This is a genomic window from Mesorhizobium bavaricum (assembly GCF_056781655.1).
In genome coordinates this window covers 5,822,441-5,843,291 of sequence record NZ_CM165566.1, presented here as the reverse complement: position 1 = coordinate 5,843,291, position 20,851 = coordinate 5,822,441, and the positions used below count along the sequence as shown (strand labels likewise).

Below are 20,851 nucleotides of genomic sequence, written 5' to 3'. Positions count from 1 at the left end.
TGTTACAGGATTGGCTTTCCCTTTCCGTTCAGGCCTTCGATGCCTTGTCGAGGAACAGCTGCGACATCGCCGTCGGTTGCACACCGGCCACGCCTTTCGCCGTCGCTGTCAGATAGTCGTAGAAATAGCCGAAGATGACCGGCGTTTCTTCGAGCAGCAGGTTCTGGATCTTGCCCGCCGTCGCCTTCTGCGCCTCGAGGTCGAGCGCGGCGATGTAGCTGGTCGCCAGCGTGTCGTAGTCCTTGTTCTTGAAGTGCGCCGCGTTCCAGGTGCCCTCGCTCTTCAAGGGCGCGGCCAGGAAGACATTCGGAACGCCGCGATGACCGTAGTCGGTGATGCCCATCACCGAATCCAGCCAGTTCGACTTGCCGAACACCGCATCGCCGTAATAGGCGCCCTGGTCGAGGATGTTGAGCTCGAGCTCGATGCCGATCTCCTTGACCCAGTTCTGGATGAGCTGGGCGTATTCGGGGATTTCCAGGTAGCGCTCGGTCGTCAGCGTCACCTTGAAGCCCTTGCCGGCGCCCGCGGCTTCCATCAGCTGCTTTGCCTGGGCGATATCCTGCTTGCGTTGCGGCACGCTCGCATCGGTCGAGGGATAGGCCGGCGCGAACGGGCTGTCATTGCCGGGCGAAGCACGGCCTTTCATCAGGCCGGCAACCAGCTTGTCGCGGTCGAGGCTGAGTGCAATGGCGCGGCGCACGCGCGGGTCCTTGAAGGGATCGGAATCGCAGCGCAGATGCAGTTGCTGGTGCGCGACCGACTTCAGGCTGATGATGTCGATACCCGGATCGTTGAGCAGTGCGACGCCGGCCAGCACCGGCAACTGGTTGATGATGTCGACCTGTCCGCCCTGCAGTGCCAGGATTTGCGGCTGCGTGTCGGCGAAGAAGGTGAACTCGGTGCGCTCGGGCAATGCCTTCGGTCCCCAATAGTCTTCGTTGCGGACGAAGGAAGCGCCGACCTTTGCCGTGTATTTCTCGATCTTGAACGGCCCGGTGCCGTCGAAGCTCTTCTCGTAGTCGCCCTTGTAGCTCGCCGGGATGATGACGGCGTTGTAATTGTCGGACGACAGCATGTAGGGGAAGTTGCCGTTCGGGGCGTCGAGATGGAATTCCACCGTGTAGTCGTCGACCTTCTTGCTGGCGCCCTTCTGCAGGATGCCGGAGAACACCGAAAGCGCGTTGGACGAGTTTGCCGGATCGGCAAGGCGGTCGATGCTGGCCACGACGTCGTCGGCTTTCATCTCGCCGCCGCTGTGGAATTTCACGCCCTTGCGCAGCTTGAAGGTCCATACCGTGCCTGTGTCGTTCGGCTTCCAGCTCTCGGCCAGTGCCGGCTGCAGCACGAGGTCGGGGCCGTCGACGCAGAGGAACTCGGCAACCTGCTGCATGACCAGCAGGCCGCCGGCGTCCGCGATGGTGACCGGGTCGATCGTCGCCGCCGGCACGCTGCTGGCGACACGTATGGTGGCGCCGGGCGCGCCCTGGGCGCGCGCCAGCGACGGCATGCCGCCGAGGCCGGCTGCCATGCCGATACGGCCCAGCAGCGGCAGCGACAGGCCGAGCAGGCTGCCGTGACGGATGAAGTCGCGGCGGCTGACCCTGCCGTCGACGAGGCCATCGATCAGGTGATTTTCAAGCGGCGAACGATTGCGCCGGATCAGGTCGAGAATGTGATAGTTCTTGCTCATGGGTTTCTACCCTTTCCCCTATGTTCTTATGATCGACGAATTTTTGTGGATTGTTCCATATCCGATCGTCAGAAAGGCCTGCTGACCGGGACTGTAGCATGCGATTTTGTCCGGTCCATCCAGTCGTTGGCGTGGATGCGCCGGATTCCTGGCTGCACTGCTTCCACCGTCCTTGTCCGACCTTCCCGACTGAAGTCGCGGCGGTTGGCTTCTCGTCTGTTGGCAGTTCGTCTTGGCCACTTGCCGTCATCTAGTTCAGCGGCAAACGGCGATAGGTTCCGGGCTTTGCCGGGTCATGATACTTGTTGCAGGGTCCTTTCTCGGTAAAGTCTCTGTGACAGGCGGCGAGGTTTTCCCGCGACAACGTGATGCCGAGACCGGGACCTTCCGGCACCCGAACGACGTTGTTCTTCGGTGAAAACGGCCCTTCCTCGGTGACATCCATCGGCAGCATGCGAAACAGCGACTGGTTCGGCTCCCTGATCCAGCCGAGTGCCGCGCACAAATGCAGATAGGCCGCGCTGCCGATGCCGCTGTCGCCGCTGTAGCACCAGAAATCGATGCCGGCGTGCTCGCAGGCGCCGACGAAACGCAGCAGGCGGCCGATGCCGCCATGCGTCGTCGGGTTGCCGACGAAGGCGTCCGGAACCCTGGTTTCCATGGCGCGGGCAATGTCGATGTTGTGGGTCGAAAACGGGATCGAGCAATGGCGCCGCAACTCGCGCATCTCCTCGATGGTCGCAACTGGGTCCTCCCAGTTGCGCACGCCGAGATCTTCGAGCGGCCGCGCCAGCCGCCGCGCCGTCGCCAGCGAATAGGCCTGGTTGGAATCGATGCGGATCATTGCATCGTCGCCGAGTTTGCCGCGGATCAGTTCGACCATTCTGAGCGAGACTTTCGGGTCCTCAGTCGAGAACTTGCCTTCGAAGAACGTCGTCCCGTGGGTCTCGTGCATTTCAACACAATAGTCGGCGACTTCTTCCGGTGTCGTCTCGCCCTTCACCTTTGGGCCGTCACCGCGCAGCGAAAAATAGTCGGTGAACGGGATATCCTTGCGCACAGCGCCACCGAGCAACTGGTAGAGCGGCTGGTTCCATGCCTTGCCGCGCAGGTCCCAGAACGCCATCTCGATGGCGCCGAAGGCCATGATGCGGGTCCGGTCGTTGATCGACTGCACGCCGGTCCAGTAGGGCAGGCAGACATTTTCGGCGCCGGCGATGTCGAAGCCATCGCGGCCGACCAGCCGTGGCGCCAGAACATCATTGATGATCGCGGCTGCCGCCGGTGTCGGCGCCTCGCCGAGGCCGATCAAGCCATCCTCGGTCTCGACCTCGACAATGGTCGGCGAAAATCCGTCGAGCTCGCCGAACACCCAGGCATAGGGCGCCTCGAGGCGCAGGTTGATCGGCGTGGCGGTGATGCTGCGGATTTTCATCTCAGCGGCCGACCTCGAAGAACGGCGCGCCGAGCAGATCGGGAACGACATCGATGCCAAGGCCGGGGCCATCGGGGATGCCCATGCGGCTACCGGTGACCGGCGGCTTGTTCGATGCCGTGCGCACCGTCACCCATTCGTGGAAGGCGATGGCGTGCAACCGGCGCTCCTCGGGCGTCGACAGCGACAGGTGCGCCATCGCCGCGGTGTCGATCTCGGCACCGCCAGTGTCCTCGACGGTGATCATGAAACCGAGGTCGACAGCGAGATCGCGGATCTGCCGCGTCTTCGTCACGCCGCCGAGCCGCGAGATCTTCAGCGTCAGCCCGTCGGCGGCACCCTTGCGATGAATATCGAGCATGTCGTCGAGCGAGGCGACGGATTCGTCTAGCACCATCGGCTTGTCGAGCGAACGGCGCACCGACATGCACTCATCGATGGTGGTGCAGGGCTGCTCGAATGTGTAGTCGATGGCGCGCGTCGCATCAGTGAACTGGCGCGCCTGGTAAGGCGTCCAGCCGGCATTGGCGTCGCAGAAGATGACCGTGCCTTTCGGCACCGAAGCCGCGACCGCGGTCACGCGCTCGATGTCATCATGCACATTGCCGCCGACCTTGACCTGCAGCCGGTGGAAACCGTCCTTGACGATCCGTTTGGCCAGTGCCGCCATGGCGTCGACGCTGCCGTGGGTGACGACCTTGTAGAGCTCCGCGGTCTCGCTCTCCCGGCCGCCGAGCAGCGTCACCAGCGGCACATCGGCGGCCCGCGCCGCCAGATCCCAGCACGCCATGTCGAGCGCCGACTTGATGTAGGGATGGCCCTTGAACACCGTGTCCATCAGTCGGCCGATGCCGGCCAGCCCGCGCGGATCGTGGCCGATGAGATGCGGCGCGATCTCGACCACGCCGGCGCGCACGCCAGCCGCGAAGGCGGGCGAGTAGAAATTGCCGAGCGGCGCCATCTCGCCCCAGCCGGTCAAACCGCTGTCGGAAGTAATGGACACAATCACTGCGTCGAAGGCGTCGGCAACGCGTCCCTTGGACATGCGGTAGGGCCCGTCCACGAAGGGCTGCACGACGTGATAGGCCTTGATGCTCTTGATCTGCACGTTGTCTGTCCGTTGTCTGTTATGTCGGGATGGGCTGCCAGACTGACCGGGCTCAGCTGCCTCCCGGGCCGCTGCGCGCGGGGCTGGCGCGATCGGCTCTGCCGCCCTTGGACGTCCGCTGTTCGAGGCTGCGCGCATAGGCAATCAGTTCCTCGTAATCGAGGCCGATATGCTCCCTGGCATGGCGCTGGGCGGCGCGCATGTCCTTGCCCTTCAGCAGCCGCACATAGGTCTCGTGCACATCTTCGGCCGGCACCGGCTCGTTGCGAGCATGCTGGTGGAGCGCAAAATACATCTGCAGCCGGCTGGTCAGCCGCTGCCAGGTCTCGAGCAGCACCGAATTGTCGGCCCATTCATAAATCAGTCCGTGCAGTTGCAGCGCCGTCTCGATCTGGCGCGTGGTGTCGAGCGCGCGCGTCGCCTGCTTCACGGCCTCGTGACGCTGTTCAAGCTCGTCGAAGAAGCGCTGGTCGCGCAGCGGCCAGGTCTGTTCGATGGCAAACTCGTCCATCACCTTGTTGAACGAATAGGCGTCGTCGATGTCCTTGGCGGTGACATCGATGACGAAGGTGCCGGCATAGGGGATGCTGGTCAGGATGCCTTCCTGCACCAGCTCGCGCATCGCCTCGCGCAGGGGCGCACGGCTGACCCGCATCTGCTCGGAAATCCGGAGCTCGTTGAGCTTCTGGCCTGGTTCCAGCTGGCCGGTCAGGATCGCGCGTCGCAACAGCGCGACGATCTCGGCGCGCCGCGTGGTGTCCGCGATCGGACTGAAATCCGCCTTGCTCATTCGGCCACTCCCAAGGAAACCGAGAGCAAGACAAGCAGATTGTCGACAATCTAACAAGAGGTCATTTTCGGATTCTTGGGGACCGCTGGCGTGTCGCCTCTTCGGCCTCAGGCCGCGCGGCCGTAGAAGCCGACCCGTTCCTCGTCGCTGAACATGACGCCGGGCTTCTCGTAGTATGAAAACACCGCGATCATGCGTTCGCGTTCGCCTTCGACGGTGGTGACGCGATGCGCGGTGTTCTTGCCGCGAAAGACGTTGAGCGTGCCGGGCTTCATGCGCAGGATCTTGGCCTCGGGGTCGCGCCCTTCGAGCAATCTGGCGACGCCGGCATAGTTCGGGTTGTCGTCCGACCGCAGGTCGGTGCGGTATTCGAGGTCGCCGCCGCGTAGCGACTGCTGCAGGAGAAGGGTGGTGGTGAATTCCGAACGGTCGAAATGCCAGTTCAAGGCCTCGCCGGCGCGATAGGCCATCACATTGGTACGCGCCAGCGGATCCTGCATGACATGCAGCTTGGTCTTGCCCATCGCCGCCGCCAGGAAGCGCAGCAGCGGTTGGTATTCGTAGATGGCAAGCACGACACTGCCGGGGATCTGGTCGGCACAGACGGTGTGGCTGATGGTCTCGACCTTGCGCAGCGCCGGATGGTCGGGCGCAAGCTCGGGAATGTCCGGCTTGAAGTAGATGTTGTGCATGCGCTTGTGCACGTGCGACCGCGCAGCCATGACCGGCTGGATTTCCCGCACGGCCTTTTCAGCAACGCCGGGCCGCAAAAACCCCTCGAGATTGAACATGCCGTCGGCTTCGAGCGCGGCGATGGATTGGTCGACGAGGCGCTGCCATTCGGCGCTGCCTTCGCGGTCGAGCGGATAGCGGTCGAGATCGAGGATGTCTTTCATGATCATGGCTCCGAGGTTTCGAGCCTATGAGACGGCAAAAAAATCTTTCTCTCAACGCGGAAAATTATTAGGATTGGGCAAGAAAAACTTTTGGGAAGATTGGCGTGGAACGGTTACCGCCACTGAATGCGATCAAGGCCTTCGAGGTTGCGGCGCGGGCCGGCAGCTTCACCTTGGCTGCGGCCGAACTCGGCGTGTCGTCGGCGGCGGTCAGCCAGCAGATACGCAACCTCGAAACCTGGTTCGGCAAGCAATTGTTCGTGCGCAGTGGCAACCGCATCGCGCTGACCGACGCCGGCCACGCCATCTATCCGCAGACCGCGCGGGCACTCGGCGACATCGCGGCGATCGGCCGGCGCATGCTGGAAGGTGGCTTGCGGACGCGTCTTGTCGTCAGCGTGCCGTTTTCGCTGGCCGAGCTGTGGCTGGCGCCGAAGCTGGCCGTGCTTCTCGATGCCTTCCCGCAAATGGCGATCGACGTCCGGGTCGAGGACGATCCAGTCGACCTGATGCGCCAGAACATCGACCTGCGCATCAGCTATGGCGATTATCACTATCCCGGATTGAAACTCGTCCGGCTCGTCCATGATGACGTCCTCCCGGTCTGCGCGCCGGAATTCTGGCATAGGCACGGCAATGGCGATCCGGGCCTGGCGGATCTGCACGAGAGCCTGTTCATCCACACCAATTGGGGGCCGAACTATGCCTCGCACCCGACCTGGGCCGATTGGTTCGCGGCCTCCGGAGGCGGTCGCTTGCCCGACCCGTCGCACGGGCGGCGCGTTGGCCTGTCCAGCCTCGCGATCACCTCGGCGAGGCTGGGTCTCGGCATCGCCCTTGGCCAGCGGGTCATGGCGCGCGCCGACCTGGAGGCCGGCCGGCTGATCGCGCTGTCATCCGTCTCGGTCCGCCTTGGCCACCCCTATTGCGCGTTCATGCCGCCGGCCAAGGCTGATCGTGCCGATGTCGCCGGTCTGGTCGAACTGCTCATGAAAACGGCGCCCCCGACCTGACCGGTCGAAGGCGCCGTTGAAGCCAGACCTGACGGGGGTGTTCAGGTGGCCGGCTTTTCCGGCAGCGGAGAGATCGGCATTCCGGGTCCGATCTTCTGCAGATTGCCTGTTATCACCTGATCGCCTTCGGCCACGCCGCTCAGGATCGCCACCTGATCGCCGCTGGTCGGTCCGAGCGAGACCAGCCGCTGGTCGACCGTATTGCCCTTGCCGACGACATAGAGATATTTGCCGAGCTGGCTCGAGCCGAGCGCCGTCTGCGGCACCATCAGCGCATCGGCCTGCTGCTTCACATGCAGCCGGACGCGAACATACTGGCCCGGCAGCAGCGTGAACTTGCCGTTGCCGATCGTCGCCCGCGCCGTGATGGTACCGGTCGAACGGTCGACCGTATTGTCGATGAAGGTGAGTTCGCCCTTCTGGCTGGCTTCGGTCTCGCCGGGAAGCAGGACTTCGACTTCGATCGGACCAGCCGCACGGGCCTGTTCGATCTGGGCCAGATCCGTCTCGCTCGGATTGAAGGTGACGTAGATCGGGTCGAGCTGCACCAGCGTGTTGAGCACGGTCCCGGCAACGCTGACCAAGGTTCCGACCGAGGCCTGGTTGCGCCCCAGGCGTCCGGCAAACGGCGCACGGATTTCGGCATAGCTCAGATTGAGCTCCGCCGTGCGGACCGCCGCCTGGTTGAGAGCCAGCGACGCCTGTGCTTCGCGCAAGGTGCTGGTGCGCTGGTCGAAGCCGTCCTTGGCGAGGTAGCCGCTCTTGGCAAGCTCGGTGCCGCGACCGAGATTGGACCGGGCATAGTCGAGCGTTGCCGTGTCGCGCTGCACCTGCGCCTTCGCCTGGTCGAGTGCCGCCTGGAAGTCATCAGGTGAGATCTTGTAGAGAAGATCGCCTTGGCGGACGTCGACGCCGTCAGCCGCGGTCTGCTCCTGCAGATAGCCTGGAATCCTGGCCTGCAAGGTGATGTTGCGGATCGGCTCCGTCCGCGCGGCATAGTCGAGGTAGATCGGGATCGTCTTCTTGACGACGCTGATCACCGGCACCGGCATGACGAACGCCGCGGGGGCGGGCGCCGCACCGGCGGTGCCGGCATTGAGGCTGACATTGCCCATGTCGAGCAGGTGGACGCTGGCCACCGAGATCGCTCCCAGCGCGACAGCCGTTCCCAACGCGATTTTCCATTTACGCATGATTAGTCTCCAATCTTATTCGGCCGCTTCCGCCAGGGGAGGGAAGGCGGGTTCGGCAGTTGGTTCAGTGTGTTCAGCGGCGGGCTCGTCATTGCCACGGCGTTCGCGCAGCTGTTCGATGACCGCGTAGAAGACCGGCACGAACACCAGCGACAGGATGGTCGCCGCGACCATGCCGCCAAAGACGGTGGTGCCGATCGACTGACGGCTTGCTGCACCGGCGCCGGTCGCGAACATCAGCGGCAGCACACCGAGGATGAAGGCAAAGGCCGTCATCAGGATCGGCCGCAGCCGCAGTCGTGCAGCCTCCATCGCCGCGTCGACGATGCTGAGGCCCTCCTCGCGTCGTCGCCGGGCGAATTCGACGATCAGGATGGCGTTCTTGGCCGCCAGGCCGATCAGCATGACGAAGCCGATCTGCGAGTAGACGTCGATCTGCATGCCACGCGCCCACAGCACCACGAACGCGCCGAACAAGGCGAGCGGCACCGCCAGCAGCACCATGAACGGCATCGCCCAGCTCTCATACTGCGCCGCCAGGATCAGGAAGACGAAGACGATGGCGAGGCCGAAGACGACGGACGCGATCGACCCTGCCTTGAGCTCCTGGAAGGTGATGCCGGTCCATTCGAAACCGAAATCCCTGGGCAGGGCGGTGGCCGCGGCCCGTTCCATCGCCGCGACCGCCTGGCCCGAGGAAAAGCCCGGAGCGGCGCCGCCATTGATCGAGGCCGACGCGTTGTTGTTGTAATGCGGCACGGTTTCCGGGCCAACGAACGGCACGAGCTTGCCAAGTGTACTCAACGGCACCATGCCGCCGGAGGCATTGCGCACATAGAGCCGCGAAATGTCGGCCGCACCCGCACGTGCATCCTTGTCGGCTTGTATGGTCACCCGGAAGGTGCGGCCGAACAGGTTGAAGTCGTTGACGTAGAGCGAGCCGAGATAGATCTGCAGCGTGTTGAACACATCCGGCAGGTTGAGGCCGAGCAGTTTCGCCTTGCTGCGATCGAGATCGTAGTTGAACTGCGGCGTCGAGGTCGAGAACGGCGAAAACAGCTGCTGCGGATTGATCTCCGGCTGCTTGCGCGCCTCTGCGATCACGGCTTGCGTCGCATCGTTGAGGGCTGAACTGCCGCGGCCGGTGAGATCCTCGACGACGAACTCGAAGCCGCCTGTGGTCCCGATACCCGGGATCGAGGGCGGATCGAAGCTCAGCGCAAAGGCTTCCGGAATTTGCAGCAGCTTGCCGCGCACGTCGGCGACGAGCTTCGACGCGCTCTGGTCGGGGCTGCGCTCCTCCCAAGGCTTCAGGATGGCGAATTCGACCGCCGAATTCGACTGCGCCGCACTGGTCAGGAAGTTCAGGCCGCTGATCGAGCCGACGATGTCGACGCCGGGCGTCGCCTGCAGGATGTCGCGCGCCTTCTTCGCCACCGCGTCGGTGCGCTCCAGCGAAGCACCGTCGGGCAACTGGATGACGACGAAGAAGTAACCCTGGTCCTCGACCGGAAGGAAGGTCGAGGGCAGGCGCTGCCAGACGAAATAAGTGGCGACCAGACCGGCCGCGAACAGGCCAAGCATGATCCAGCGCAAGCGGATCAGTATGCGCACGCCATGGGCATAGGCATGCGACAGCCGGTCGAAGCCGGTGTTGAACCAGCGGAACAGCACGAACTGGGTTGGCGGTCGATGCCGCAGGAAGGCGGCACTGAGCGCGGGGCTGAGCGTCAGCGAGTTGAAGGCGGAGATGCCGACGGAGATCGCCACCGTCAGCGCGAACTGGTTGTACAGCTTGCCGGAGACGCCGGGAATGAAGGCGACCGGCACGAACACCGCCATCAGCACGGCGGTGGTGGCGATGATCGGACCGGTGACCTCGGCCATCGCGGCCTTGGTCGCCGCCAGCGGCTTGAGCCCGGCCTCCAGCTGTCGTTCGACGTTCTCGACCACGACGATGGCATCGTCGACGACGAGGCCGATCGCCAGCACCATGCCGAGCAGGCTCAACATGTTCAGCGAGAAGCCAAGCATCTCCATGACGACAAGCGTCGCCACCAGCGATACCGGAATGGCGATGGTCGGGATGATCGTCGTGCGCCAGCTTTGCAGGAAGAGGAACACCACGGCGACGACCAGGACCAGCGCTTCAGCGAGCGTGATCAGCACGTCATGCATCGACGCCGAGACGAAGCGTGTCGTGTCGTAGTGCATCGCGTAAGAGACGCCCTTGGGGAAACGGCCCGACAGCTCCTGCATCTTGTCCTTGACGCGCTGTTGCAGATCGAGCGCGTTGGAGCCTGGCATCTGGTAGACGGCAAGCACGACGGTCGGATCCTTGCCGAAAAAGGCCGATGATGAATATTGCAGGGCGCCGAGCTCGATACGGGCGACGTCGCGCAGCCGCACCAGTGAGCCGGTGTCGGTGTTGGCGCGCACGACGATATCGCCGAACTCCTTGGGATCGCTCAACCGGCCGACGGCATTGACCTGCATCTCGAACGCCGTGCCGGCGGGCGCCGGCGACTGGCCGATCTTGCCGGCCGCCACCTGGACGTTCTGCTCGGCAATCGCATTCTGGACGTCGACGGCGGTGATGCCGAGATTGGCGAGCTTGTCCGGGTCGAGCCAGACGCGCATCGAATAGCGCCGCTCGCCGAAGATCTGCACATCGCCGACACCGGGCAGCCGCTTCAACGGATCGACCACCTGCAGATAGGCGAGATTGCTCAGCGCCACCGGATCGACCGAACTGTCCGGCGAAGTCAGGTTGACGATGAGGACGAAGTTCGGATTCTGCTTCTTGATCGTCACACCGCCCTGATTGACGATCGCCGGGAGCGACGAGGCGGCCTGCGAGACGCGGTTCTGGACGTCGACGGCGGCGGTGCTCAGGGAGTAGCCGACATCGAAGGTGATGGTGATGGTCGAGGAGCCGTCATTGGAGCTCGTCGACGACATGTAGGTCATGCCTTGCACGCCGTTGATCTGCTGCTCAAGCGGCGTCGTCACGGTATCGGCAACCACCTGCGCGCTGGCGCCTGGATAATGGGCGCTGACCACGACCTGCGGTGGTGTGATGTCGGGAAACTGCGAGACAGGCAGCAGGAAATAACAAATCGTCCCGGCGAGCACCATGATGATGGCGATCGCCGAGGCGAAGATCGGACGGTGGATGAAAAAGTTTACCACGACACACAGGCCTCCCCGGCTGCTCTTGCCTTGCCGAAGGCACTGGCAACCCTGGACAGCCTTTGGCCGCGCCCCTCACCAGGCTCTTCCAGCGAACGCAGCAACGGCACCTCGCGGCGCTGCGCATCGGCGAGCGAGCGCAGCATTCTCTCGAAGGCGCGCGGGTCGACGCCATCTGCTTTCATGACCAGCCGGATCATCGGATCCCGGACGGCTTCATCTATGGTAAGATCGCGGCGCTGTGGCATTGGCCGGCTCCTTGTCTGTCGATTCGCAGCCCATGCTCGCAAACCGTTTTTCATCTCTTCACCGGCCAAAGCCGCATGACCTGCAATTTTCGCCATCTCGATCTCGCTCATGTTGATCTGGTAGGACCAGTTCACAGCCTTGTGATTGACGAGTGGCGATATAGGTGTTACCAGTAAGTAACATTCGTGACGTTACAGACCGGTAACACCCTAGTCAAGAGGCGTACCGAGGGATTTTTGGGAAACCAAGGAGGTTTTGATGGAAGACGGCACTGTGGAACGCGCTCGCCCCCGGGACAGGATCCTGGAGACGGCGCAGGACATGTTTCACAAGCATGGCATCAAGGGCGTCGGCATCGACGCGATCACTGAGGCCGCCGGAACCAACAAGATGACGCTCTATCGCCATTTCGATTCCAAGGACGACCTCATCATCCAATGCCTGCGCGCCACCGCCTGCAAGGCTGGTGCGATGTGGGAAAAATTCGAAATCGAACACCCCGGCGACAAGCTGGCTCAACTGCATGCCTGGGTTCGTGTTGCTGCCGATATGCTCAGGGCGGACGGCCGCGGCTGCGACATGGCCAATGCCGCCGTCGAGTTGAGCGAGACCGACCATCCGGCCAGGCGCGTGATCAAGGAACTCAAGGAGGCCCAGCGCGATCGCCTCGTGACGCTGTGCAGGGATGCCGGCATCGGCCAGGCCGAGCTACTTGCCGATACGCTGTCGCTTCTGCTCGAAGGCGCCCGTGTCAGCGTTCAAAGTGTCGGTACGGAAGGCCCCAGCGCGCAGTTTGTCCGCATGGCTGAAGGGCTGATCGTGTCCTTCCGCGGCACTTCAGCCGGCTGAATTCTTCGCAGCTGTTGACTGCCCCATCCGATCTCGTAGCCGAGAATGAAGACGCCTCACGTCTTTTGGCGTGAGCAGCGCTGCAACCGTCGTTGACCGGAACGAAAAAAGCCCGCTGCCGGGAGGAGGTGGCAGCGGGCTCGATTTCGAATGTGGCGCGGGAGGAGGTGCACCCCATTCAGCGTCGGCATCGCATCTGGGAGGAGTAGATGGCCGACAACTCCAAACTAGAGGTTGCCCAACGATTCGGCAATCGTGGATCGTGCATAGCAGCTGTGCAGATTTGCTGTATCACCCGCGAAAGTTGTCGAGTGTGACCGAAAAAGCTCAGGTGGGGTTCACTGCACCGGAACGTTTTCCCTGAAGATCAGGCGCGGTTCGATGAACTTCCTTGTCAGATAGGGCGCCGAGGATGCAATCGAGCCAAGCAGGCGAATGACCGACTGTTCGGCGATCAGCCTGGCATTCTGGTCGATGACGACATCGAGCAGGTCGTCGACGAGATAGCCCCGAGTGTCCCGGGTGAGGTCGTGACAGATGAACACCGGCTTGCGATTGGGCCTGGCGTCCCGGATCGCCTTTGCAACACCCGAATGTCCGGCTCCGACGCAATAGATGCCGAGCAGTTCGGGCTCGTTGTGCAGCGCCTTCATGGTCGCGGCATAGCTGACGTCGGGCTCGTCGTTGATTTCGACGGCGCTGCTGACGGTCAGGTTGGGAAACTCCTCGTTGAGCACCGAGCGGAACCCCATTTCGCGTTCTTCATGACCGCGATAGGAGCGCGAGCCGACGACCATCGCCAGATGGCCGGTCCGGCCGCCGAGGAATCGTCCCATCAACAGCGCCGCCGTTCGCCCCGCCACCCGGTTGTCGATGCCGACATAGGCCGATCGCGGGGCTGCCGGCACATCGGACACCAGCGTCACCAGGCGCATGCCGGCATCGACGATGTCGCGCAGGATGTTGCGCGTGCGCGGATGGTCGACGGCGATGACACCGACGCCATTGGCCCTGAGCGAGAGGTTTTCGACGGCGGTCTGCAGTGCGTTCGGCGAGATTCCGGCGAGGTTGTGGATCCGGCACGAGGCGACAAGCGGCAGCCGCGCGGCGTAGTCCTCGATATGTCCGGCGAGATCGCGCATGAAGGCATTGCTGCCGATCGGCAGCAGGAATTCGAGATGGGCAGGCCGCGACGGCAGCGTCACCTGGTCGGCGACCGGCAGGTAGCCGAGCTGCTTGGCGGCCTCCATGACGCGTTGCCGGTTGGCGGCACTCGCGCCTGGCCGGTTGTTGAGCACCCTGTCGACCGTTGCTGTCGACAGCCCGCAATTGCGGGCGATATCCGAGACGGTGGCTTTCATGCCGCAACCCACAGCCCGCAATTGCGGGCGATATCCGAGATGGTGGCTTTCATGCCGCAACCCTATGTGCCGATGCGATGCCGCGCCAGACGAGCGATGCGATTTGAGGTGACGGATGATTGCCACCCGTCAGCCGGATGATCATTCGACTGCCTCGACAAGACGTCTTTCGCCCGTTCTCAGGTGAAGGCTTGCCGTCTGTCTCAGTGCGATGGCTTGCCATCGGCGATGGCATCGCGGATTTCCTTGTCCGACATGCCGGTGATGATCCGTTCGACTTCCGCCACGCTGGTCTTCTTCGGGTCGATGTCGTCGGCGACCACCTTGCCCCGGCGCATGACGACGATGCGGTCGACCACCTGGAAGACATGGTGGATGTTGTGGGCGATGAAGATGCACGAATGGCCGGAATCGCGAGCGCTGCGCACGAAGCTCAGCACGCCCTGTGTCTCGGCAACGCCGAGATTGTTGGTCGGCTCGTCGAGGATGATGAGGTCGCTGTCGAAATGCATGGCGCGCGCGATCGCCACCGCCTGCCGCTCGCCGCCGGAGAGCGAGCCGATCGGTGTCGTTGGCGGGATGTTCTTCGAGATACCGACCTGCTTGAGCAGATCGCGCGCGACCGTGTTCATGGCGTCCTGGTCCATCCGGTTGAGGAAACGCGGCGGCTTGATCGGCTCGCGTCCGAGGAACAGATTGCGGGCGATCGACAATTGCGTGACCAGTGCCGAGTCCTGGTAGATCGTCTCGATGCCGTGGGCGATGGCATCGCTGGTGCTGCGCAAATTCACTTTCTTGCCGCGGATGAAGATGTCGCCGCTGGTCAGCGGAACGGCACCCGAGAGCACCTTGATCAGCGTCGACTTGCCGGCGCCATTGTCGCCGAGCAGGCCGACGATCTCCCGTTCATTGACATGGAAACTGGCGTCCTCGAGCGCCTGCACGCGGCCATAGGACTTGCGGATGTTCTGCATGCGGATCAGTGGCTCGGCCATGGTTCAAGTCCCTGCCTGATGCCGGCGTTCCAGCCATGAATGGAGCGCCATCATGCCAAGGATGATCGCCCCGATGAAGATGTTGTAGGCGAGGCCCGGCACGCCGATCAGCACGATGCCGTTGCGCATGACGCGCAGGATCAGGATGCCGAGCACGGTGCCGATGATCGTACCGCGCCCGCCGGTCAGCGCCGTGCCGCCGATCACCACCATGGCGATGACTTCGAGCTCATAGCCGGTGCCGCTGTTGGGGTTGGCGGCGGAAGTGCGCAAGGAACTGATGACGCCGGCAAGCGAGGCCATCAGCGATGACAGCACGAACAGGCCGATCTTGACGCCGCTGACATTGACGCCGCGGGCGCGCGCCGCATTGGGATTGCCGCCGGCCGCCTGGATCCAGTTGCCGGTACGGCTTTGCGTCAGGACATAGCCGAGCGCGATGGCCGCCGCGATGAACCAGAACAGCGACATGTAGATGCGGAACGGTCCGATGAAGAAGTCGCCGACCAGCGCCTCCGCCAGCCAGCTGCCTTCCGCGCTCCAGGTGCGCTGCGGAAAGCCGTCTGTGACGAAAAGGGCGGTGCCGCGCACCACCAGCAGCATGCCGAGCGTCACCAGGAAGGACGGGATCTTGAGCTGTGTGACGAACCAGCCGTTGACCAGCCCGATGAAGGCGGCGACCAGCAGCGCTGCGACAAAGCCGACCTCCAGCGACGTGAGGCCGCTGTTGAACAGCGTCCACATCAGCACCGGCGAGAAGCCGAACAACGAACCGACCGAAAGGTCGAACTCGCCTGACGTCATCAACAGCGTCATCGCCAGCGCGATCAGGCCGAGTTCGACCGTGAAGGCCAGCGTGTTCGATATGTTCTGTGGCGACAGGAAGTCGTGGTTGATGCTCCAGAAAACGGCGATCTCGATGACGAGCAGCACCAAGGGGCCGAATTCAGGCCGCGCGATCAGGCGTTGGATGAGTGAACGATGTTCCACGAGCAACCTGCGACAGGATTGGAAAGGCTGGGCCTTGCGCATCCGCATGCGAAGGGCTCGGCGAAAAGGAAGAAGCCAGTCGCGACCGCCGAAGCAGTCGCGACCGTCTGAGTTTGAGGTCTTACTTGCCGGACAGAATCTTGTCGTAGACCGCGGCGGTGTCCTTTTCGTAGAGCGCGCCGGTGATCACGTTGAAGCCCGGAGGAATGCCGCTGGCGGCCATGTTGGCCAGGGAGAGTGCGACATAGCTGGTTGCCTGCGGATCCTGCCACTGGCCGGCATTGACGTAGCCGTTCAGCACTTCCTGGGTGGTGTCGAGCGAGTTGCCCCAGCCGACAACCGGAATTTCGCCAGGCTTGATGCCGACCTGGTCGAACACCCGCTTGATCGAGCCGGTGACCAGATCGCCGAGGCCGATGATCGCCTTGACCTTGGCCTTGTTGGCGGTGAGGTAGTCGACCATGCGGTTGATCACTTCGGCCTGGTCGAGCGTCGCTTCGGTCACTTCATAGGTGATGCCGAGCGGCCCGAAGACGCTCTTGATGCCTTCCTCTTCCTGGACGCCATAGGTGGCGCCGGGGACCTCGACCGGCATCCAGACAAAGTCGCCTTTCTTCACCAGGCCCTTGTCGACCAGATACTGCGCCCAGTGCTTGCCGAAGGTGACGTTGTCGCCGCCGACATAGGCGTTGAAGTTGGCCTTCGGGTCAGGCGTGTTGAAGTTGATGATCGGGATGTTGGCCGCGCGGGCTTCCTTGACGATCTCGACAAGGCTGCCCGGATCGGGACTCGTGGTGACGATGCCATCGGCCTTGGCGGAGAGGGCGGCGCGAACCGCTTCCTGCTGCGAGGCCACGTCGCCATTGTGGAACGAGGTGTTGACGGTGTTGCCGGTGTCCTTGGCCCATTGCTTGGCGCCAGCCAGGAAGTAGGTCCAGACCGGGTCAGCCGGGCCGCCATGCGAAATCCAGTAAAACGTCTTGGCCTGTGCCGCTGCCGGAACAATCGTCAGCGCCACCAACAGGCCATATAGAACGAGTCTTAGCCGTGTCAGCATTTGATTTCCTCCCGTTGTAGATGGTCAGTTCCGAATCCGTCCCTTGTCCCGGCGACCGCCGGATTGCGTCTTTTGCCAGCGCCGGTTGGATGCATCAGAGCATTCCCTTTTTCGACGGATGGCAAGCCTCCATCTGCAGATGTAGTTGGCGCCTGACGAGGCGCCATCAACGGTCCCATCAGATTGCATCAGTTGAGGTGATTTTTCGCGGCAGTCGCAGGGTTGGCGTCGACGATGCCGCCGGCGCCGACCTGGATCACTCCGGCAAGCCCCGCCATCGTGCCCATCAGCACCAGCGTCAGCCGCCGCACCTTGGCGGTCGGAATGCCGGCATGGGCGGCGGCTTTTTGGGCGAAGGCCGACTAAATGAAATCCGCCTTCGCCAGATCGCGCATCAGATGGCTGGCGCCGTAGGTCCAGTGCGGGCAGTCGGGCGACAGCCGCACCCGGTTGACCAGCGCGCCGAATTTCTCCGACGAGATCGTGACGATATCGCCGACCTTGTGGGTGAAGCCCTTGCCCTTTTCGCCGCGATCCTTCGACGGCACGAACATGGTGCCGAGATAGAGCGCCAGCCCGTCCGGATACTGGTGGTGCGGGCCCATGGCGGCGGCAACCAGCTCTTCCGGCGAGCGGCTGATCTCGGCCATCGAGCTCGCGCCCTCCAGCGAAAACCCATCCTGGCCCTCGACCTTCAGGCGCACCACGGCCCGCTTGACGTCGTCGATCGAGAAGGTGTCGTCGAACAGGCGGATGAAGGGGCCGAGGGCGGCCGAGGCATTGTTGTCCTTCGCCTTGCCGAGCAGCAGCGCCGAACGCCCTTCGACGTCGCGCAGATTGACGTCGTTGCCGATGGTCGCGCCGACGATCCTGCCGCTGCTGGCGGCGAGCATGGCGATCTCGGGCTCGGGATTGTTCCAGGTCGACACCGGGTGCAGGCCGACATCGGCGCCGAAACCGACCGAGGCCATCGGCTGGCACTTGGTGAAAATCTCGGCATCGGGGCCGATGCCGACTTCCAGATATTGCGACCAGGCACCGCGTGCGATGAGCTTGGCCTTGATCTCCATCGCTTCAGGCGAGCCCGGCTTCAGCTTCGACAGATCGTGGCCGATCAGCCCGGCAATGTCGGCGCGGATGGCGTCCGCCTTTTCCGCCGAACCGCGCGCCTGTTCCTCGATCACCCGTTCCAGCAGGCTGACGACGAAAGTGACGCCCGAGGCCTTGACCGCCTGCAGGTCGGCCGGCGACAGGAGATAGGGTTTGTTCGCATCCCGCGTCGCCTCAAAACTGTTGGCGGCGATGGCGTCGAGCGAGCCGATCGGCGTGCCCTTGGCCGACCGCACATGGCCGGCAGGATCTGGCATCTCGCAGACATCCCGCACGGTTGGTGCCGTGCTCGACGTGATGTCGAAGACGGTGCCGTCGCGCACCGTGACCACCAAAGGGTGGGGCGCGGCCGGTGATCGGGTGCGGCCGAGAAAGACACCGTCGTCTGGCAGAAAGATCATGTTCGCAACTACTCTCTCGTCACAGGGCAGAATGATTCAACATTGTGAAGTGCCATGGTCTGTTCTTCAAGTCGGCATGTCTCTGCGCCGACGGCGCCGAACGCCGCCTCGCGCTCCCGATTCATTGCCACAGCTCATCCCAGCGTAGACGCAAATGCCCGCTTGTCGATCTGCCATGTTCCAGCCTGGTTAGGCCGCTGCCATGATGGGCGTCCACGGCATGTGAAACCGGTTCGAAACAGAAGAAATCGGCATCTCGTGCTGGCGAATAGAGAACGAAGATGTTCAGCGACGGCGATGCCTCGATCGTAACGACGATAGCGTCATCGGGCTGGACAATCGAGGCGCGGCCATCCCAGCCTTCGAAGGCATTGTTGACCCAGGTGTCGGGAAGCGGCACAGCTCTAGAAAAATCCCAGTCCGTACGGGAGGCAACCGACACAACAGTCGTCGGCAGGTGGCGTTCGTCCTCCAGCCAGACCCTTGTCGCCGATGCTTGGAGCAAGGTATGGGGGCTGCGCGGAAACCACGGATGGAAGCCGAGCCCGTAGGGCAGGCGCATGGCGGCCCGGTTCTCGACTGTCAGGACCGCAGCCAGCGCGCCATCCTCCAGTGCGTAGCGGACGCTTGCATGGTAGCGGTAAGGCCCGATTGCCCCGTTTTCCAGAACCAGCTCCATTTCGGTGCTGGTTCGTCGTGTCAGCCGCCACGGTCTTTGAAAGCCATCGCCATGGAGCGGGAACGGTTCGCCTTCGACATTGGGTTCGATCGCATGGAAGCGCCCTTCGAACTCGAAGCCCCCGCCGGAAATACGGTTCGACCATGGAACCAGCAGTTGCGATCCGAACTTCAGCAGGCCCGTCGATGGCTTGATGAGAGGGGTCGGCGGCCTGCCGGGGCGCAGGGCATCGTAACGCAGGATGGCAGCCCCCTCGCAGGGCCGCACGACGAGGCTGGCGCGCCCATCGGCAAGTTCGACCGCTTCGGTGCTCGTCATGGGCGGACCGTCACGGCTACCAGCCGCCGTCGACATGGATGTTCTGACCACTGATCATGTCCGAGCCCGGGGAAACGAGGAACAGTACGAGATCGGCGACATGCTGCGGCTCGATGCGGCGTTTCAGGCTCTGGTTGGTCAGGATCCAATCGTTGTATTCCTTGAGGCGCTCTCCGAAAACGCGCTCCTCCGCCTCTGAAACGACGGCGCCGGGCGACACCGCGTTCACGGTGATGCCGTGCGGTCCCAATTCCCGCGCCAGCGACTTCGTGAGACCGAGCATGGCGCCTTTTTCGAGGCAACATAGGGCACATAACCGTCCCAGCGGCCGTTCAGCGTCACTGAACAGAAATTGACGATCCTCCCGTGGCCCTTGGTCTTCATGCCGGGAGCGCAGGCACGCACCAGCGCGAAGGCGGCGGAGGAATTCACGCGGATCTGGTCCTCGTATTCGGCGAGCGAAAATTCCTCGAACGGACGGTTGATGATGAGCGCCGCATTGTTGATCAAGATGTCAATCGCGCCTTCTTCGTTGGCGAGCGCCTTGACCACGGCCTCGGCTTCGGCCAAGCGGTTTAAGTCGCATCCGACATAGACGATCGCACCGTTGTTGGCCGCCGCCAACTCAGCTGCGATCTCGGGTCCTTCGACAGTCTCCGGGCGATCCAGCAAAAGCACGCGAGCGCCGGCACGAGCAAGCGCCGCAGCCTGGGCACGGCCGAGCGAACCCAGACCGCCCGTCAGGAGTGCCACTTTGCCGGAAAGGTTCGTCATGGCCATCACCCACGTCTCAAAGCACGCTGTGGACTTCGTCGATGGAGGTATCCTCGATGCGCTTGTCGAGCACGACCTCGCCGCGCGCCATCGCGACCACACGATCACAGCAATCGAAAACATGATGCATGTTGTGGCTGATGAAAACGCCTGTCACCCCTTGTGCCTTTAGACCACGAACGAAGCCGATAACCTTGTTGGTCTCCTTGACCGAAAGGTGATTGGTCGGTTCGTCGAGGATCATCACCTTCGACTTGAAATGCATGGCGCGCGCGATGGCGACACCCTGTCGCTGGCCGCCTGACAATTCACCGACCAGCGCGTCGGGTGAGCGAAGATGTAGGTCGACATTCGCAATCGCCTTGATGCTTTCGCTGCCCATCTTCTTCTGGTCGAGGACGCCAACACCGAATACGGAAAACCGAGTTGGTTCCCTGCCGATAAACAGGTTCCTGGCGATCGACATGGTCGGAACCATGGAATTGTACTGGTAGATGGTCTCGATGCCGAGGTTCATCGCATCGCGAGGGCGGGCGATCCGCACCGGTTTGCCTTCGACCAGTATCTCGCCCTCGTCGGCTGTATGGACGCCTGACAGGATGTTGATGAGCGTCGACTTGCCGGCGCCATTGTCGCCAATAAGCCCGAGCGCCTCGCCCCGTTTGAAGTCGAGGCTCACGCCCTTCAGCGCATGGACGCCCGAGTACCATTTGTGAAGATTGCGGACGGAGATGATCGCGTCGTCCAT

General features: G+C 63.1%; 18 protein-coding genes and 1 pseudogene. 2 read left to right on the top strand and 17 right to left on the bottom strand.

Going from position 1 to position 20,851, the window contains the following annotated elements; genetic code table 11:
* Positions 1-28: 28 nt before the first annotated feature.
* The 5 genes from AC1RZR_RS28640 to AC1RZR_RS28620 all read right to left on the bottom strand — a co-directional run bounded on the left by AC1RZR_RS28640 (position 29) and on the right by AC1RZR_RS28620 (position 5,922).
* Complete coding sequence (locus tag AC1RZR_RS28640) at positions 29-1,693, bottom strand: ABC transporter substrate-binding protein (RefSeq protein ID WP_481826708.1); 1,665 nt, start codon at positions 1,691-1,693, stop codon at positions 29-31.
* Positions 1,694-1,943: 250 nt separating this feature from the next.
* Positions 1,944-3,128: a mandelate racemase/muconate lactonizing enzyme family protein gene (locus AC1RZR_RS28635; protein WP_481826707.1), complete on the bottom strand. Its 1,185-nt coding sequence runs from the start codon at positions 3,126-3,128 to the stop codon at positions 1,944-1,946.
* A gap of 1 nt (position 3,129) precedes the next feature.
* Positions 3,130-4,236, bottom strand: coding sequence for a mandelate racemase/muconate lactonizing enzyme family protein (locus AC1RZR_RS28630; RefSeq protein WP_477273834.1), 1,107 nt, complete (start codon positions 4,234-4,236; stop codon positions 3,130-3,132).
* Between the two features lie 52 nt (positions 4,237-4,288).
* Positions 4,289-5,026: a GntR family transcriptional regulator gene (locus AC1RZR_RS28625; RefSeq protein ID WP_481826706.1), complete on the bottom strand. Its 738-nt coding sequence runs from the start codon at positions 5,024-5,026 to the stop codon at positions 4,289-4,291.
* 107 nt (positions 5,027-5,133) lie between these two features.
* Positions 5,134-5,922, bottom strand: coding sequence for a HalD/BesD family halogenase (locus tag AC1RZR_RS28620; protein ID WP_481826705.1), 789 nt, complete (start codon positions 5,920-5,922; stop codon positions 5,134-5,136).
* Positions 5,923-6,026: 104 nt separating this feature from the next.
* On the opposite strand from AC1RZR_RS28620, the gene AC1RZR_RS28615 reads away from it, so the two are divergent.
* On the top strand, positions 6,027-6,935 hold the full coding sequence (locus AC1RZR_RS28615) for a LysR substrate-binding domain-containing protein (RefSeq protein ID WP_481826704.1): 909 nt from the start codon (positions 6,027-6,029) through the stop codon (positions 6,933-6,935).
* Positions 6,936-6,976: 41 nt separating this feature from the next.
* Here AC1RZR_RS28615 and AC1RZR_RS28610 read toward each other — a convergent pair whose 3' ends face one another.
* Genes AC1RZR_RS28610 through AC1RZR_RS28600 form a run of 3 tightly spaced genes read right to left on the bottom strand, consistent with a single transcriptional unit; the run spans position 6,977 to position 11,679 of the window.
* Positions 6,977-8,128 (bottom strand): efflux RND transporter periplasmic adaptor subunit, encoded by a 1,152-nt coding sequence (locus tag AC1RZR_RS28610; protein WP_477273842.1) that lies wholly within the window; start codon positions 8,126-8,128, stop codon positions 6,977-6,979.
* Between the two features lie 15 nt (positions 8,129-8,143).
* Entirely contained in the window at positions 8,144-11,320 is a 3,177-nt protein-coding gene (locus AC1RZR_RS28605; protein WP_481826703.1) for an efflux RND transporter permease subunit, read from the bottom strand.
* A complete protein-coding gene (locus AC1RZR_RS28600; protein WP_477273846.1) occupies positions 11,314-11,679 on the bottom strand; it encodes a hypothetical protein in 366 nt (121 codons plus the stop codon). The genes AC1RZR_RS28605 and AC1RZR_RS28600 overlap by 7 nt, the downstream gene beginning before the upstream one ends.
* 148 nt (positions 11,680-11,827) lie before the next feature.
* Here AC1RZR_RS28600 and AC1RZR_RS28595 point away from each other — a divergent pair, with 148 nt between their 5' ends.
* Positions 11,828-12,418: a TetR/AcrR family transcriptional regulator gene (locus AC1RZR_RS28595; RefSeq protein ID WP_379105582.1), complete on the top strand. Its 591-nt coding sequence runs from the start codon at positions 11,828-11,830 to the stop codon at positions 12,416-12,418.
* 338 nt (positions 12,419-12,756) lie between these two features.
* On the opposite strand, the gene AC1RZR_RS28590 is transcribed toward AC1RZR_RS28595, so the two are convergent.
* The 9 genes and pseudogenes from AC1RZR_RS28590 to AC1RZR_RS28550 all read right to left on the bottom strand — a co-directional run bounded on the left by AC1RZR_RS28590 (position 12,757) and on the right by AC1RZR_RS28550 (position 20,851).
* Positions 12,757-13,779, bottom strand: coding sequence for a LacI family DNA-binding transcriptional regulator (locus tag AC1RZR_RS28590; protein ID WP_477273849.1), 1,023 nt, complete (start codon positions 13,777-13,779; stop codon positions 12,757-12,759).
* Positions 13,780-13,982: 203 nt separating this feature from the next.
* Positions 13,983-14,774 (bottom strand): ATP-binding cassette domain-containing protein, encoded by a 792-nt coding sequence (locus AC1RZR_RS28585; protein WP_477273851.1) that lies wholly within the window; start codon positions 14,772-14,774, stop codon positions 13,983-13,985.
* 3 nt (positions 14,775-14,777) lie between these two features.
* Positions 14,778-15,764, bottom strand: a complete 987-nt coding sequence (locus AC1RZR_RS28580; RefSeq protein WP_111547193.1) for an ABC transporter permease — start codon at positions 15,762-15,764, stop codon at positions 14,778-14,780.
* Between the two features lie 121 nt (positions 15,765-15,885).
* Positions 15,886-16,821, bottom strand: coding sequence for a substrate-binding domain-containing protein (locus AC1RZR_RS28575; protein WP_477273853.1), 936 nt, complete (start codon positions 16,819-16,821; stop codon positions 15,886-15,888).
* 188 nt (positions 16,822-17,009) lie between these two features.
* Positions 17,010-17,132, bottom strand: a complete 123-nt coding sequence (locus AC1RZR_RS28570) for a hypothetical protein (RefSeq protein ID WP_481826702.1) — start codon at positions 17,130-17,132, stop codon at positions 17,010-17,012.
* Between the two features lie 51 nt (positions 17,133-17,183).
* Positions 17,184-18,332, bottom strand: a complete 1,149-nt coding sequence (locus tag AC1RZR_RS28565) for a fumarylacetoacetate hydrolase family protein (RefSeq protein WP_481826701.1) — start codon at positions 18,330-18,332, stop codon at positions 17,184-17,186.
* Between the two features lie 121 nt (positions 18,333-18,453).
* A complete protein-coding gene (locus AC1RZR_RS28560) occupies positions 18,454-19,329 on the bottom strand; it encodes an aldose 1-epimerase (protein WP_481826700.1) in 876 nt (291 codons plus the stop codon).
* 16 nt (positions 19,330-19,345) lie between these two features.
* Positions 19,346-20,103 (bottom strand): annotated as a pseudogene (locus tag AC1RZR_RS28555) (SDR family oxidoreductase).
* Positions 20,104-20,119: 16 nt separating this feature from the next.
* Complete coding sequence (locus AC1RZR_RS28550) at positions 20,120-20,851, bottom strand: ATP-binding cassette domain-containing protein (RefSeq protein ID WP_481826699.1); 732 nt, start codon at positions 20,849-20,851, stop codon at positions 20,120-20,122.